General features: G+C 63.4%; 12 protein-coding genes. 5 read left to right on the forward strand and 7 right to left on the reverse strand.

Going from position 1 to position 15329, the window contains the following annotated elements; translation table 11 throughout:
• Nucleotides 1-463: 463 nt before the first annotated feature.
• The 5 genes from E7813_RS12235 (at nucleotide 464) to E7813_RS12255 (ending at nucleotide 7000) form a co-directional block, all read left to right on the forward strand.
• Entirely contained in the window at nucleotides 464-1600 is a 1137-nt protein-coding gene (locus E7813_RS12235) for an acyl-CoA dehydrogenase family protein (protein ID WP_291574195.1), read from the forward strand.
• Nucleotides 1601-1620: 20 nt separating this feature from the next.
• Entirely contained in the window at nucleotides 1621-2271 is a 651-nt protein-coding gene (locus E7813_RS12240) for a glutathione S-transferase family protein (RefSeq protein ID WP_291574197.1), read from the forward strand.
• Nucleotides 2272-2310: 39 nt separating this feature from the next.
• The gene (locus E7813_RS12245; RefSeq protein WP_291574200.1) at nucleotides 2311-3177 is read left to right on the forward strand and encodes a 3-keto-5-aminohexanoate cleavage protein; all 867 of its coding nucleotides are present in this window, start codon (nucleotides 2311-2313) and stop codon (nucleotides 3175-3177) included.
• A gap of 227 nt (nucleotides 3178-3404) precedes the next feature.
• Nucleotides 3405-5021, forward strand: a complete 1617-nt coding sequence (locus E7813_RS12250; protein WP_291574203.1) for an acyl-CoA carboxylase subunit beta — start codon at nucleotides 3405-3407, stop codon at nucleotides 5019-5021.
• Entirely contained in the window at nucleotides 5018-7000 is a 1983-nt protein-coding gene (locus E7813_RS12255) for an acetyl-CoA carboxylase biotin carboxylase subunit (protein ID WP_291574206.1), read from the forward strand. The genes E7813_RS12250 and E7813_RS12255 overlap by 4 nt, the downstream gene beginning before the upstream one ends.
• A 94-nt stretch (nucleotides 7001-7094) precedes the next feature.
• Here the strand turns inward: E7813_RS12255 and E7813_RS12260 are convergent, their stop codons facing one another.
• The 7 genes from E7813_RS12260 to E7813_RS12290 form a co-directional block, all read right to left on the reverse strand.
• Nucleotides 7095-8087 (reverse strand): dipeptide ABC transporter ATP-binding protein, encoded by a 993-nt coding sequence (locus E7813_RS12260; RefSeq protein WP_291574208.1) that lies wholly within the window; start codon nucleotides 8085-8087, stop codon nucleotides 7095-7097.
• Entirely contained in the window at nucleotides 8084-9097 is a 1014-nt protein-coding gene (locus E7813_RS12265) for an ABC transporter ATP-binding protein (protein WP_291574211.1), read from the reverse strand. The genes E7813_RS12260 and E7813_RS12265 overlap by 4 nt, the downstream gene beginning before the upstream one ends.
• On the reverse strand, nucleotides 9097-9990 hold the full coding sequence (locus E7813_RS12270) for an ABC transporter permease (protein WP_291574214.1): 894 nt from the start codon (nucleotides 9988-9990) through the stop codon (nucleotides 9097-9099). The genes E7813_RS12265 and E7813_RS12270 overlap by 1 nt, the downstream gene beginning before the upstream one ends.
• A gap of 18 nt (nucleotides 9991-10008) precedes the next feature.
• On the reverse strand, nucleotides 10009-10956 hold the full coding sequence (locus E7813_RS12275; RefSeq protein ID WP_363331174.1) for an ABC transporter permease: 948 nt from the start codon (nucleotides 10954-10956) through the stop codon (nucleotides 10009-10011).
• A 125-nt stretch (nucleotides 10957-11081) separates the two neighbouring features.
• Nucleotides 11082-12671 carry an ABC transporter substrate-binding protein gene (locus E7813_RS12280; protein ID WP_291574220.1) on the reverse strand — a complete coding sequence of 530 codons (1590 nt, stop codon included), beginning with the start codon at nucleotides 12669-12671 and terminating at the stop codon, nucleotides 11082-11084.
• A gap of 197 nt (nucleotides 12672-12868) precedes the next feature.
• Nucleotides 12869-14419, reverse strand: a complete 1551-nt coding sequence (locus tag E7813_RS12285; RefSeq protein ID WP_291574223.1) for an AMP-binding protein — start codon at nucleotides 14417-14419, stop codon at nucleotides 12869-12871.
• Between the two features lie 35 nt (nucleotides 14420-14454).
• Nucleotides 14455-15327, reverse strand: coding sequence for a sugar phosphate isomerase/epimerase (locus E7813_RS12290; RefSeq protein WP_291574224.1), 873 nt, complete (start codon nucleotides 15325-15327; stop codon nucleotides 14455-14457).
• Nucleotides 15328-15329 lie beyond the last annotated feature (2 nt).

The following is a 15329-nucleotide window of genomic DNA, read 5'->3' on the forward strand; positions in this document are numbered from 1 at the left end:
CCCAATGCGCCCGCAGCCTGGCAGGGCAGAAAAACAAGCCATGCCAGCAAAGTCACCACGGTCACACCGGAAATCACCCGGCATTCCCCGCACAATGGTTTTACGGTTTCCTTCGCGCTCTCCCCGGTGACCGGGCTTTTTTGCCACCGTCGCCGGCGGATAATTCCGCCGACTTGACACCAGCGTCGGGGTGTCAGGACCACACGACTTCGCCGTCCGCATCACGCGCATTCGTCAAAGCGCCATCAGCGTCCACCGCATCCCGTCCCGCGTCCGTGACGATCGCGAATACGCCCCTCCGAGAGGGACGGAACGTAGAGGGTATATTGCTGATTTGGGTAGGATGGCAAGCATTATTTCTGAAAATCGGAATAAAGCTATACCATTGGCGTGGAGCCCGGATTTGTTGATAATTCCGGCCATCGAGCCGTCACCACGACAGAAGCGCCAGGGAGGCAAGCGAATGGGCAGCCCATTCTATACCGCCGAGCACGAGGCCTATCGCGAGGTGGTGCGCCGCTTTGTCGAAAGGGAGATCGAGCCCTACGCCCATCAATGGGACGAGGCCGGCGAATTTCCTCGCGTGCTGTACGAGAAAGCCGCCGAAATCGGGCTGCTGGGTTTGGGTTTCCCGGAGGAGTATGGCGGCACCGAAGTCGACCGCTTCATGTGGATCGTCGCGGTCCAGGAACTGGCGCGGGCCGGCGCCGGCGGGGTCAGCGCCAGCCTCAAGAGCAACTCGATCGGCGCGCCGCCGATTGCGCGTGCCGGCAGTCCGGAATTCAAGGCGCGGGTGTTACCGGAGATCCTGTCGGGCCGGAAAATCTCGGCGCTGGCGATTACCGAACCCAGCGGCGGCTCCGACGTCGCCAATCTGCGCACGTCAGCGCGCCGCGACGGCGATGTCTACGTGGTCAACGGCGAGAAGACCTTCATCACCTCAGGCATGCGCGCCGATTACATCACCACGGCGGTGCGGACCGGCGGCCCCGGCCCCGGCGGCGTCAGCCTGCTGGTGATCGAGGGCGACACGCCGGGTCTTGCGCGCACGCCGCTCAAGAAAATGGGCTGGTGGTCGTCCGATACCGCGACATTGTATTTCGACAATTGCCGGGTCCCGGCCGGCAACCTGCTCGGCGAGGAAGGGGCGGGCTTCAAGATCATCATGCACAATTTCAACCACGAGCGGCTGACCATGGCGGCCGGCTGCACCGCGGCGGCGCGCGTCTGCGTCGATGACGCGATGGAATACGCCAAACAGCGGCATACGTTCGGGAAACCGCTGGCGCAGCATCAGGTGATCCGGCACAAGCTGGTCGACATGGCGCAACGGGTCGCGGCGTCGCAGGCGATGCTGGAAATGCTGGCGTGGCGGCTCGATCAGGGCGAAAATCCGGTCGCCGAAATCTGCATGCTGAAGAACCAGGCGACCCAGACCATGGCGTTCTGCGCTTCCGAAGCGGTGCAGATTTTCGGCGGCGCCGGCTATATGCGCGGCATCAAGGTCGAGCGCATCTATCGCGAGGTCAAGGTCAATGCGATCGGCGGCGGCAGCGAGGAGATCATGAAGGATCTCGCTAGCCGCCAGTTGGGACTGTGACGGAAAAAAGGAAACGCCTGATGATCACGCTGTATCACTGCGCCGCGGCGCGCTCGTTCCGGCCGCTGTGGATGCTGGAAGAACTCGGGCTGCCCTATGAGCTGAAAATGCTGCCATTCCCGCCGCGGGTATTCGCCAAGGAGTACCTCGCCGTCAATCCGCTCGGCACCGTTCCTTATCTGATCGACGGCGAAACCAGAATGACGGAATCCTCGGGCATCTGTCACTACCTCGGCACCCGCTACGGACCGACGCCGCTGATTGTCGGCGTCGACGAGCCGGCCTATGGCGCCTTTCTGAACTGGATGTATTTCAGCGATGCGACGCTGACCTTTCCGCAGGCACTCGTGCTGCGTTACAGCCAGCTCGAGCCGGAGGAGAGGCGCAGTCCGCAAGTCGCCACCGACTACGCCAAGTGGTTCCTCGGCCGGCTGCGGGCGGTCGAGGCCGCGACCGCCAACGCCAAGATGCTGTGCGCCGATCGTTTCACCGCGGCCGATATCGCCATCGGCTACGCGCTGCGGCTTGCCGAACGGATCGGGCTGGCAAAGGATTTCGGGCCCAACGTCGCCGCCTACTGGCAACGCCTTCAGATGCGCGACGGATACCAGCGGGCGGTCGCCGCGGAAAATCTCGCCGGCGAGCAGCAAAAGGTTGCGCGGCGTCTCTGAAGGGTTAGCTTGCGCTGCCCGGATAGCGAAGGTCAATCCATGAGCGACAAGGCTGTCATCACCTGCGCGCTGAATGGCGTGCTGACCGACCCGAAGCAGCATCATGTCCCGGTGACGCCGGAGCAAATGGCGCGCGAGGCCAAGGCGGCCTTCAACGCCGGCGCCAGCGTGATGCATATCCATCTGCGCCAGCAGGCGCCGGACAAGGGGCATCTGCCGTCATGGGACGTCAGCGTCTCCCGCGAGATCCAGCAGGCGATCCGCGAGGCCTGTCCGGGCGTCGTCATCAATCACACCACGGGCACCTCAGGGCCGAATTATTCCGGCGCGCTCGATTGCGTGCGCGAGACCCGGCCGGAAATGGCGGCCTGCAATGCCGGCTCGCTGAATTATCTTAAAGTAAAGAGCGACAACACCTGGGCCTGGCCGCCGATGATGTTCGATAACGCGGTCGAGAAAGTGCAGGACTATCTCGACGTCATGAAGGCCGCACAAACGATTCCGGAATTCGAATGTTTCGACGTCGGCATCGTGCGCTGCGTCGGGATGTACCGGCAGACCGGCATGTATTCCGGGCCATTGGAATACAATTTCGTCATGGGCGTCGCCTCGGGCATGCCGGCCGATCCGGAATTGCTGCCGATCCTGCTGAAACTCAAATTGCCGGAAGCCCATTGGCAGGTCACCGCGATCGGACGGGCGGAAATCTGGCCGCTGCATCAGCGCTGCGCCGATCTCGGCGGTCATCTGCGCACCGGGCTTGAGGATACGTTCTATCAGCCCGACGGCGCCAAGGTGACCTCGAACGGACAATTGATCGAAACCATCGCCGCCTGCGCGCGCCGCGCCGGACGCGAGATCGCAAGCCCGGCCGAAGCCCGGCGAATATTTGGAATCAGGCGCTAGTGTCACGCGTCAATATCGCTGCGAGTTCAGTCCACCTCTCCCCTTGTGGGAGAGGTCGGATCGCATCGCAGATGTGATCCGGGTGAGGGGTTACGGTGCCAAACGATAGACCGTGACCCCTCACCCCAACCCTCTAAGAGCGAGCTTCGCTCGTCTCGGCCCACAAGGGGAGAGGGAGCTCGCTGCCGCTGTTGATACAGGTGAGGTAACAATAATGATCGGTATCCATGACCATCCTTGAATCCACCATCGCCCCGTCCAGCACCGCCTACCAGGCCAATCGCGACGGCATGCTGGCGCTGATTGCGCGGATGCGCGCCCTGGAACAACGCGCACGCGCGGCTTCGGCCGCCGCCAAGGATCGCTTCCACAAGCGCGGGCAATTGCTGCCGCGCGAACGGGTGGCGCTGGTGCTCGATCCCGGTTCGCCCTTCATCGAGCTGTCGACACTGGCCGGCTACAGGTTCGATGTTCCCGACGCCGACAAAAGTGTCCCCGGCGGCGGCTTGATTGCCGGCATCGGATTCGTGTCCGGGGTGCGCTGCATGGTCAGCGCCAACGACTCCGGCATCGATGCCGGCGCGCTGCAGCCTTATGGTCTCGACAAGACGCTGCGGGTGCAGGAACTGGCGCTCGAGAACAAATTGCCCTACGTGCAACTGGTCGAAAGCGCCGGCGCCAACCTGTTGCGCTACCGCGTCGAGGATTTTGTCAGAGGCGGCAACATCTTTCGCAACCTGGCGCGGCTGTCGGCAGCAGGTCTGCCGGTGGTCACGGTGACGCATGGGTCATCCACCGCCGGCGGCGCCTACCAGACGGGACTCTCCGATTACATCGTGATGGTACGCGGTCGCACCCGCGCGTTTCTGGCGGGGCCGCCGCTGCTGAAGGCGGCGACCGGCGAGATCGCGACCGAGGAAGAGCTCGGCGGCGCCGAGATGCACACCAGCATTTCCGGGCTCGGCGACTATCTTGCCGAGGACGATCGCGACGCGCTTCGCATCGCGCGCGACATCATGGCCAAGCTGGAATGGGACCGGCCCGATGCAGCCGAAGCTCCACATCGTCCGCCGCGCCATGATCCGGAAGAACTACTCGGCATCATGCCGATGGACCACAAGCGGCCGGTCGACATGCGGCAGGCGATCGCGCGGATCGTCGACGATTCCGATTTCACCGAAATCGGCGTCAATTACGGCCCCGCCACCGTATGCGGACACGCCCGCATCGAGGGTCACGCGATCGGCATCATCACCAACAACGGGCCGCTCGACCCCGACGGCACCAACAAGGCGACGCATTTCATTCAGGCGTGCTGCCAGTCGCGGACGCCGCTGCTTTATCTCAACAACACCACCGGCTACATGGTCGGCAAGGCCTATGAAGAAGCCGGCATGATCAAGCACGGCTCCAAGATGATCCAGGCCGTGACCAGCGCCACCGTGCCGCAGATCACGATCTATTGCGGCGCGTCGTTCGGCGCAGGCAATTACGGCATGTGCGGGCGCGGATTTCATCCGCGCTTTTGCTTTTCGTGGCCCAACGCCAAGACTGCCGTGATGGGCGGCGAGCAGGCCGCCGAGACCATGGCGATCGTGACCGAAGCCGCCGCCATCCGGCGCGGCAAGCCGATCGAAAAAGACAAGATCGAGGCGATGAAGGCGCAGATCGTTGGCGTGTTCGACGGCCAGATGGATGTGTTCTCGACCAGCGCGCGGGTGCTCGACGACGGCGTGATCGATCCGCGCGACACCCGCAGCGTGCTGGCGCAAGTGCTGGCGATCTGCCGCGAGGCCGAGGCCCGCATTCCGCAGCGCATGCAGTTTTCGGTCGCCCGGCCATGAGCAATGGGTTGAAGCGCACGCCATTCGGTAAAATTCTGATCGCCAATCGTGGCGAGATCGCGCTCCGGGTCATCCGCACCGCGCGCCGTCTCGGCTATGGCGTGGTCGCGGTCTATTCCGACGCCGATGCCGATGCGCTGCATGTGCGCGAAGCAGATCAAGCCATCCGCATTGGAGAGGCGCTGCCGGCGCAATCCTATCTCAGGAAAGACGCGGTCATTGCCGCGGCCAAGGCCAGCGGCGCCGATGCCGTTCATCCCGGCTATGGGTTTCTTGCCGAGAATGCGGATTTCGCGCGATCCTGCCGCGAGGCTGGCCTCGTGTTTATAGGGCCGTCGCCGGAATCGATTCAGGCGATGGGCAACAAGGCCGGGGCGAAAAAGATCATGCAGGCCGCCGGCGTGCCCTGCGTGCCCGGCTATCAGGGCGACGACCGGAGCGACGCCGTGATGCTCGCCGAGGCCAAAAAGATCGGTTTTCCCGTCATGATCAAGGCGGTCGCCGGTGGCGGCGGTCGCGGCATGCGGCTGGTTGTGGACGCTGCGGCATTTCCCGATGCGTTGCGCAGCTCTCGATCCGAGGCGCAAGGCGCGTTCGGCGACGCCGGCGTGATCCTGGAGCGCGCGATCGTCGATCCCCGCCATATTGAAATCCAGGTGTTCGGCGATCGCTACGGCGATGCGATCCATCTGGGCGAGCGCGACTGCTCGGTGCAGCGGCGGCACCAGAAGCTGATCGAGGAAGCGCCTTCCCCGGCGGTATCGCCGGAATTGCGGGCGCGCATCGGCGCGATCGCCGTCGCCGCGGTCAAATCGCTTCGCTATGAGGGTGCCGGCACGCTGGAATTCCTGCTCGATACCCACGGCGAATTCTATTTCATGGAGATGAACACGCGCCTGCAGGTCGAGCACCCCGTCACCGAGGCCATTACGGGACTCGATCTGGTCGAATTGCAATTGCGGGTCGCCGCCGGCGAGCCGCTCGGAGTCCGGCAGCAGGACATCAGGTTTTCGGGTCATGCGATCGAGGTGCGGCTGTGCTCGGAGGACGCCGCGCAGGATTTCATGCCGCAATCGGGAAAGATGGCGCTATGGCGGATGCCGGATGGGCTTCGCGTCGAGCACGCGCTGCAATCCGGCTCCGAGATCCCGCCGTTTTACGATTCGATGATCGCCAAGCTCGTCGGTCATGGCGCGACCCGGGATGAGGCGCGGCGCAAGCTCATCCACGGACTTGAGCAGACTGTCGCGTTCGGCATCACCACCAATCAGGCGTTTCTGGCGGATTGCCTGCGGCATCGCGTATTCGCAGCCGGCGAAGCGACGACGGCCTTCATCGGGAAATGTCGCGGCGATCTGCTGGCGCCGCAGACCGATGCGCCGTCGGATGCAGCACTGGCGTCATTGCTGCTTTATGTCAGCGATCCTCATGCGTCGCCGTGGCGGAACGGACGCTCGCTGGCGGCGGCATTTCCGCTTCCCGCGCGCATCGAGGTGGATCATGGCATCCATGATCTCGAAATCGCGCGTGAGCGCGATGGCGGGTATGTCGCGAGCCTTGATGGCCGCGATTACAGGTTCGAAATCGATGAACTCGGCCGCGACACCATACGCTTTCGCATCGACGGCCTGATGGAGTCGGCCAGGTTCTACCGGGACGGCGACCGGCTCTATTTCCTGCATCATGGCGTCACGCATGCGGTGCGCGATCTCGCGCGCGCCGCGCCGGCAGCGTCGGCGGCCACGGGCAGCGACGGCAAGGTCCGCGCGGCCATGAACGGCCGTGTCGTTGCCGTGCTGGTGCGGCAGGGCGAGCGCGTCGCCGCCGGTCAACCCGTCATGACGCTGGAAGCCATGAAAATGGAACATGTCCACACTGCGCCGATCCCGGGCACGATTTCCGCCATCGACGTTGCGGAAGGCGAGCAGGTGACCACCGGGAAGGTCGTGGTCGAGATCGAGCGGGACGCGCAAGCTTAGTCCCGTCATTGCGAGGAGCGCAGCGACGAAGCAATCCAGACTTTCTGCGGATCAATGGATTGCTTCGCTTCGCTCGCAATGACGGTGGGCAATCCTACGCCTTCCGCCCCGTTCCCTCGTTGAGCCAGCACGCCACCTGATGCTGCGCGCCGCTGTCGGCCGGTCTGGGCGTCTCCACCTTGCAGCGCTCCATCACATAGCGGCAGCGGGTGTGGAAGGCGCACCCCGAGGGAGGATTGATCGGGCTCGGCACGTCGCCGTCGATCAGCGGCTTCAGCGACCTTGCCTTGGGATCGGCGACCGGAACGGAGGCGAGCAAGGCTTGCGTATAGGGATGCCGGGGGTTGGCGAACAATTCGGTCTTCTCGGCGATCTCGACGATGCGCCCGAGATACATCACCGCGACGCGGTGGCTGATATGGGCGACGACGGCAAGATCATGCGCGATGAACAAATAGGAGAAGCCGTGCTTGCGCTGCAGGTCGATCAGAAGATTGATCACCTGGGCCTGGATCGATACGTCGAGCGCCGATACCGGCTCGTCGCATACGATCAGGCGCGGCGCCAGCGACAGCGCCCGCGCGATGCAGATGCGCTGGCGCTGGCCGCCGGAGAACTGATGCGGGTAGTTCTGCATTTGATCGGGCCTCAGCCCGACCTGATCGAACAGTTCGGCGACCCGTTCACGTTTGACGCTGCCGGACGCGATGCCGTGGACGCTGAGCGGTTCGCCGACGATATCGCCGGCCGTCATGCGCGGATTGAGCGAGGCGAACGGGTCCTGGAAGATGATCTGCATCGAGCGCCGGTGCTCGCGCAATTCGGCCTTGCCGAGACGGGTGATGTCGCAATCGTCGAGCCGGATGCTGCCGCTGGTCGGCTCGACCAGCCGCAGGATGCTGCGCGCCACCGTGGATTTGCCGCAGCCGGACTCGCCGACAAGCCCCAGCGTTTCGCCGACGCCCAGCGCGAAGCTGACGCCATCGACGGCATGCACGGTGCCGACCCTGCGGCGCAGGATGCCGCCGCGCACCGGATAGTGTTTGACGAGGTCCGATATCTCGAGCAGCGCGCGCGTCTCGCTCATGGCGGGCCCGCGGTTTCCGCTGCGCGCCAGCATGCCGCCAGGTGATCGCCGCCCCAGTCCTGCAACGGAGGATATTGCTCGCGACAGCGCGCAATCGCCAGTTCGCATCTAGGCGCAAAGGCGCAACCGGCCGGCAGGTTGGTCAGCGACGGCACCATGCCGGGAATCTCGACCAGCCGTTCATTCTCTTTGGTGCTGAGCGAGGGCACGGTCGGGATTGAGGCCATCAGCCCGCGGGTGTAGGGATGCCTCGGCTGAGCGAACAGGGTCTCGACATCGGCCTCTTCGACCTTTTTGCCCGCATACATCACGATGACGCGCTGCGCGGTTTGGGCGACCACACCGAGGTCGTGGGTAATCAGGATCAGTCCCATGCCGAGCTCTTTTTGCAGCTCGAGCACCAGCGCCAGTATCTGCGCCTGGATGGTGACATCGAGGGCGGTGGTCGGCTCGTCGGCGATCAGCAGCGCCGGCCGGCACGCCAGCGCCATCGCGATCATCGCGCGCTGGCGCATGCCGCCGGAGAGCTGGTGCGGGTATTCCAGCGCCCGCCGCTCGGGCACGGGAATCCGCACCAGGCGCAACATCTCGACGGCTTTTTTCCATGCGTCCTTCCGGCTCATGGTTCGATGCAAGCGCACCGCCTCGGTGATCTGGTCGCCGATCCGCATCACCGGATTGAGCGAGGTCATCGGTTCCTGGAAGATCATCGAGATCCGGTTGCCGCGGATCTTTCGCATCTCGCTTTCGTCGAGATCGAGCAGTCCGGTTCCTTCGAGCACGACCGAACCGCCCACGATCCTCCCCGGCGGATCGGGCACCAGCCGCATGATCGACAACGCGGTCACGCTCTTGCCGCAACCGGATTCACCGACGATCGCCAGCGTCTCGCCGCGGCCGACGGTGAAAGAGACGTCGTCGACCGCCTTGAACAGCCCGGAATTGGTGAAGAACATCGTCTGCAGGCCCTTCACCTCGAGAACCTTGGCTTCCGCCTGAACCTCGCTCATCAGCCGCGCTGCCTCGGATCGAGAATGTCGCGCAGCGCATCGCCAAACAGGTTGGTGCCGAACACGGCAAGGCTGATGGCGACCCCCGGGAAAATCACCAGCCAAGGGGCGGTGCGAACATATTCCGCCGCCGATTCCGACAGCATGCGCCCCCAGGACGGGTACGGCTCGGGAATGCCGAGGCCGAGGAACGACAATGAGGCTTCGGTGAGAATGGTGGACCCGAGCTGGGCGGTGGCCAGCACGATCAACGGCGCCAGCGTGTTGGGCAGCACGTGACGAAGCGCAATCCGCGTCTCGCTCATGCCGATCGATTTGGCGGCTTCGACGAACGGAAGCTCGCGCAGCGCCAGCGTGTTGGCGCGGATCACGCGCGAAACGGTGGGGACAAGCGGGATCGCGATCGCGAGAATCACGTTCGGCAGCGACGGCCCCAGCGCCGCCGTCATGACCAGCGCGAGGACCAATAGCGGCAACGCCTGCAGGATATCGGTGACCCGCTGAAACACCAGATCGACCCAGCCCGACAGATAGCCCGACGTAAGCCCCACCATCACGCCGATCGATGAGCCGAGCGCGGTCGAACCGATGCCGACGGCGAGCGAAATGCGCGCGCCATGGATGATCCGGCTCCAGACATCGCGGCCAAACGAGTCGGTCCCCAGCCAATGCAGGCCGCTGGGGGCGGCAAGCGCGTGCACCGCATCGACGGAAAGCGGACTGAAGCGGCAGATCAGATCGGCAAACACCGCCGCCAGCACGAACATCACCATGATGGTCAGGCCGATGGCGCCGAGCACGTGACGTTGCGCCAGGAACGCCAGCTTGCGCCAGCCATGGGTGGAATGGGCTCCGGCGCGTCGCAGTTCGCTATCGTAGTTGATCGCGTCCAATTTGGTTTCCCTGTTGGCCTAGTCGGTGTACCGGATTCGCGGGTCCAGCACCGCGTAGAGCATGTCGACGATGAAGTTTGCCGTCACCACGACTAGGGCGATCAGCATCACGAGGTTCTGCACGATCGGATAGTCGCGCCATCGCAGCGCCTCGACCAGGAAGCGGGCGACGCCGGGAATATTGAACACGGTCTCGGTGACGATCAAGCCGCCGATCAGGAACGCCGCCTCGATGCCGATCACGGTGATCACCGGCAGTATCGCGTTCTTCAGCGCATGGTGAAAATTGACTGATGCCCTGGAGGCGCCCTTGGCGCGGGCGGTCCGGATGTAATCCTGCCGCAAAACCTCGAGCATCGAGGAGCGCGTGATGCGCATTGTCAGCGCGGCGCTGCGAAAGCCGACCGCCATCGCCGGAACGCAATAGATCGCGAACGCCTCGGTCCAAGTTTTCGGATTCGGATTGAAGATCGGCATCGATCCGAACAGCGAGACCGACGCCATCAGGATCAGCAGGCCAAGCCAGAACGACGGCAGCGACAGGCCGCTCAGGCTGACGACGCGCAGGACATAATCGAGCCGCGAGCCCTGATTGACGGCGCTGATCACGCCAAGCGGAATGCCGATCGAGGCCGAGAACATGATGGCGAGGCCGGCCAGCCTTGCGGTGATCGGAATGCGCGGCAGGATCTCGTCGAGCGCGGGCTTCTCGGACACGAAGGAATAGCCGAGGTCGCCGTGCAGCAGTCCGCCGATCCAGTGCAGATACTGCACGACGATCGGCTGATCGAGCCCCAGTTCCCGGGTCAGGTTCGCCTTGTCGGCGGGATCGACATAGCCGGCGGCGTCGAACAGGATGTCGACGATGTTGCCGGGCACGATCCGCAGCAGCACGAAAATGATGACCGAGATCCCGAACAGGGTCACCAGCATCAGCGTGAGGCGACGCACCAGATAGGCAAACAACTGGCTGCTCCCGTTGGCGCGCATTCCGCAAAAAGAACATACCGGCTTTGCGAACCGAATGCGCGAGAGGTTGTCAGAAGCCGGCCGGCGAGAAAGGTTCTACACCGGCTTTTAAAAGGATGGCGCTATTTATCCAGCCACACATCCTCATAACGATAGCCGTTATAGGAGCTGTTCACCATGATGGTGACGCCCTTGACATAGGGCTGCCAGCAGCTGCCCTGCCGGCCGTGGAAAATGATCGGGCGGGCGACGTCTTCCTGCAGTTGCTTGTCGATATCCCAGACCAGCTTCTTGCGCTTGGCGACATCGGTCTCCTGGGATTGCTGGTCGAACAGCTTCTCGATGGCGGGGTTGCAGTAATTGGTGTAGTTCCGCTCGGAGTGGCAGGAGTAGTTCTCGTAGAACGACTGGTCGGGATCGTCGACCGCGTTGCCGGTGAGGTTGAGGCCGAGCGCATAGTCCTTGCGCGCAATCTTCGGGAACCAGTTGGCGGTCTCGACCACGTCGAGTTCGCCATCGATGTAAATGTCCTTGAGCTGGTCGATCAGGATGACGGCGGGGTCGCGGTAAACCGCGATGTTGCGCGTCGATACCTTGACCTGCAGGTGCTTGTCCGGCCCAAAGCCCGCTTTCTGCATCAGCTTGCGGGCTTCCTCGCGGTTGGCCTTGACGTCGGGCCCATAGCCCGGAATCGTTTCCAGCATTTCCTTGGGCATCGCCCACAGCCCCGCCGGCGCCGGAAGCATGGTGCCGCCGATATCCGCCTGGCCTTCGAACAGGATCGAAATGAACGCCTTGCGGTCGAGCGCCAGCGCCAGCGCGCGGCGAATGTCCAGATTGTCGAACGGCGGCGAGGACGAGTTGACGATGATGTTGGTGCTGACGTTGATCGGTTCGACCACGCATACCGCGTTCGGCGCCTGGGTCTTGACGTCCTTGAGCAGCGGGATCGATACCTCTGTGGGGAACGTCATGTCGAACTTGCCGGCGACAAACGCCAGGATCGCGGTCGAGCGATTCGGGATGATGGTGAATTCGATGCCATCGAGATGCGGAAGGCCCTTCTTCCAGTAGTCCGGGTTACGGGTGAGCTTGATCGATTCGTTGGCCTTGAACTCGACGAATTTGAACGGACCGGTGCCGATCGGGTGCGTGCGCATGTCCGCCGGCGAAACATGGCAGGGATAGATCGGCGTATAGCCGGAAGCGAGCAGGGCCAACAGCGCGGGCTGCGGCCGCTTCAGGTTGAACGCGACCTCGAAGTCGCCGTTGGTCGAGACGTCGTTGACCTGGTCGTACCAGGACTTGCGCGGGTTCTTGCGGAATTTCTGCGTCGACTTGCCCATCAGCATGTCGAAGGTGCACTTGACGTCGGCAGAGGTGAACGGTTTGCCGTCGTGCCATTTGACGCCTTGCCTGAGCTTGAAGCTGAGGGTCTTGTTGTCGCCGCTCCAGGCCCAGCTCTCGGCCAGATCCGGCACGATCGAATCGAGGCTGTTCTGCGCCACGTCCTGCTTGTACATCACGAGGTTGTTGAACACCGGCATAAAGGGAATGTTGACGGAATAGGTGGCTTCCTCGTGGATCGAAGCGCTGCCCGGGCTGTCCCGGTGATACATCCGCAGGATGCCGCCCTGCTTCTCAGCTGCAAACGCTGGATTGAAAGCCGCCAGATACAACACGACGGCGGCAAGCGCTCGCACGCTCCGCATGGTTCTCTCCCTCGATATTTTCCGGCTTCAGATGGGCCGATTGTCCTGAACGATAGCATGGCAGGTCGTGCGCGCAACCGGCAAGACCGGCGGCGGCATTGGTCCTTCGGACTAATACAAACCGGTGCGATGATGGATCAGGATCGAGCTGCAATCCGCTTGGCGGCGCAATCGCTTCACCGAAATACGGCGCGCCTTTACAAAATCCGTGACGTCTTGTCGCCCCAGTAGCGGTCGCGCAACAGCCGCTTGTAGAGTTTCCCGGTCGGAAGCCGCGGCAGTTCCGCCTCGAAGTCAATCGAACGCGGCACCTTCTGGCGCGACAGCGACTGGCTGCAGAACAGCATCAGTTCCTGCGCGAGATCCGGCCCCGGCGAAATTCCCGGCATCGGCTGCACCACGGCTTTTACTTCCTCGCCGAGGTCGGCATTGGGGACGCCGAACACCGCGGCGTCCGCGATCTTGGGATGGGTGATCAGGAGGTTCTCGCATTCCTGCGGGTAGATGTTGACGCCGCCCGAGATGATCATGAAGGTCGCGCGATCGGTCAGGTAGAGAAAGCCGTCGCTATCGACATAGCCGACGTCACCGACGGTGCTCATGCTGCCGTCCGGCGAGCGGGCCTCCCTGGTTTTGTTCGGATCGTTGAAATATTCAAACGGCGTGGCGGTCTTGAACCAGACCGTGCCCGGCGTGCCCACGGGACAGGGCCTCATATCTTCATCGAGAATGTGGAGATCGCCGAGCATGATCCTGCCGACGGTGCCGCGGTGGGCGAGCCATTCCTCGCTGTTGCAGGCGGTGAATCCGAGGCCTTCGGTGGCGCCGTAATATTCGTGGATGATCGGTCCCCACCATTTGATCATGTCTTCCTTTACCTGCGCCGGACAAGGCGCGGCGGCGTGGATCGCGATCTCGAGCGACGACAGGTCGTAGCGCGATCGCGTGGCTTGCGGCAGTTTCAGCATGCGCGAGAACATCGTCGGCACCAGCTGGCTGTGGGTGATGCCCCATTTCTCGACCAGTTCGAGGTAACGCTCCGGATCGAAGCTTTCCATGATGATGACGGTGCCGCCGGTGCGGATGGTCAGACCGACGGCGGCCTGCGGCGCCGAATGATACAGCGGCGCCGGCGACAGATAGATCATGCCTTCGCGGTACTGCCAAAGCTTCTGCAGGAAATCGAACAGCGGCGTCTGCTGTGTCGGCGGGTTTTCCGGCAGCGGGCGCAGGATGCCCTTTGGCCGGCCGGTGGTGCCCGACGAATAAAGCATCGCGGTGCCGATACATTCGTCCGCAATCGGAGTCTTGGGCAGTCCGCTGGTGGCTTCGCGCAGGCCGACAATGCGGTCGCTCTCGCCTGGGCCATCGACCACGATGCAGAGCTCGACCTTGGGGCACTGCCTGAGGGCTTCGCGGGCGACCTCGAGTTTTGCCATCGATGTGATGAGGACGCGCGATTCGCTGTTGCCCACGATGTAGGCGAGTTCGTTTCCCGTCAGGTATGAATTGACGCAGGTGTAATATAATCCGGACCGCTCGCCCGCGCCGCAGGCCTCGATGTAGCGGCTGTTGTTCTCCATGAAGATCGCATAGTGGTCGAGCCGCTTCAGACCGAGCTTGCGAAACAGGTGCGCCAGGCGATTGTTGCGCGCCTCCAGTTCGGCGTAGGTCACGGTCTCGCCGGAACCGGCCATGATGAAGGCGGGTTGCAGCGGACGAAGATGGGCATGCTTGCCGGTGTACATGGTGTCTCCGAAGGTTCGATGCGGCTGCCGGCCGCCTAGCGTGCGCCGTATTGTGTTGCGGCGGACGCCTCTTCGTCAATAATGCGCTGCCACAACGCCTTCACCATGTCTTTCATGACAAGCGCGTCCTGCCAGCGATCGGATAGTTCGGCGCCGTCCGGCCCGGTGATGGCGTAAGGCGGCGGACCGAGTTCGCACAAGAAGGTCAGCACCGCATCGGGCTCGGCGCGTTTTCGCCAGGAGCGGATGGCGTATTCCCACCAGTCCATGAACAATCCGACCCAGCCCTGGTGCTGCGGAAAGCCGAGCGAGACCTGCACCTGTTCGCGGCTGGCGATCCGTCCATGAATGCCCCAGCTGTTGTCGAGAATGCGGTGGATCAGCCCGTGATTGACTTCGTCCACCGGCCAGGCGAATTCGCGGCCCACCAGGTAATGCGAGACGTCGGCCGTCAGCCGCAGATCGGGAAAATGATCCAGCAGTTGCAGCGTAAGGAATAAATCCGTGGTCATGCGGTCGCGGTGGGTTTCCACATGCACAGCGATGCCGGCCTCATCGGCCAGCCTCCGCCATCCGTCAAGCAACGGAATGCATTGCTCGATCCGGTACGGCCGCACGTTCGGCTGCAGGTTGACGTGATCGGCCCCAAGCCGCGCGACCAGTTCCAGCACCGGCTTCAGGTCGTCGACATTGGTCGGGTAGCACTGCGCCTGCCAGATCATGCCGTGTCCGCGCAGGAAGCCAGTGACTTCCTCGGCAAAGGCCGGATCGATGAAACGGACGCCGGCGCCGTCGAAGCCGGCGTCGCGGATCATCGCGAGCTGGGTCTGCAGCGGCCACTCGGCCTCATCCGCCCGCCGCCGCTCCATCGCCCACAGCGATTGCAGGATGCGGAGTTGCTGCGCCATCC

Source organism: Bradyrhizobium sp., assembly GCF_004799405.1.
Taxonomy (GTDB): domain Bacteria; phylum Pseudomonadota; class Alphaproteobacteria; order Rhizobiales; family Xanthobacteraceae; genus Bradyrhizobium.

Excerpts from the sequence above, each read along its gene's own strand:
- E7813_RS12260 (WP_291574208.1), bottom strand. The coding sequence starts at position 8,087 with ATGAGCGAGACGCGCGCGCTGCTCGAGATATCGGACCTCGTCAAACAC.
- E7813_RS12280 (WP_291574220.1), bottom strand. The coding sequence starts at position 12,671 with ATGCGGAGCGTGCGAGCGCTTGCCGCCGTCGTGTTGTATCTGGCGGCT.
- E7813_RS12265 (WP_291574211.1), bottom strand. The coding sequence starts at position 9,097 with ATGAGCGAGGTTCAGGCGGAAGCCAAGGTTCTCGAGGTGAAGGGCCTG.
- E7813_RS12245 (WP_291574200.1), top strand. The coding sequence starts at position 2,311 with ATGAGCGACAAGGCTGTCATCACCTGCGCGCTGAATGGCGTGCTGACC.
- E7813_RS12240 (WP_291574197.1), top strand. The coding sequence starts at position 1,621 with ATGATCACGCTGTATCACTGCGCCGCGGCGCGCTCGTTCCGGCCGCTG.
- E7813_RS12255 (WP_291574206.1), top strand. The coding sequence starts at position 5,018 with ATGAGCAATGGGTTGAAGCGCACGCCATTCGGTAAAATTCTGATCGCC.
- E7813_RS12290 (WP_291574224.1), bottom strand. The coding sequence starts at position 15,327 with ATGGCGCAGCAACTCCGCATCCTGCAATCGCTGTGGGCGATGGAGCGG.
- E7813_RS12235 (WP_291574195.1), top strand. The coding sequence starts at position 464 with ATGGGCAGCCCATTCTATACCGCCGAGCACGAGGCCTATCGCGAGGTG.
- E7813_RS12250 (WP_291574203.1), top strand. The coding sequence starts at position 3,405 with ATGACCATCCTTGAATCCACCATCGCCCCGTCCAGCACCGCCTACCAG.
- E7813_RS12285 (WP_291574223.1), bottom strand. The coding sequence starts at position 14,419 with ATGTACACCGGCAAGCATGCCCATCTTCGTCCGCTGCAACCCGCCTTC.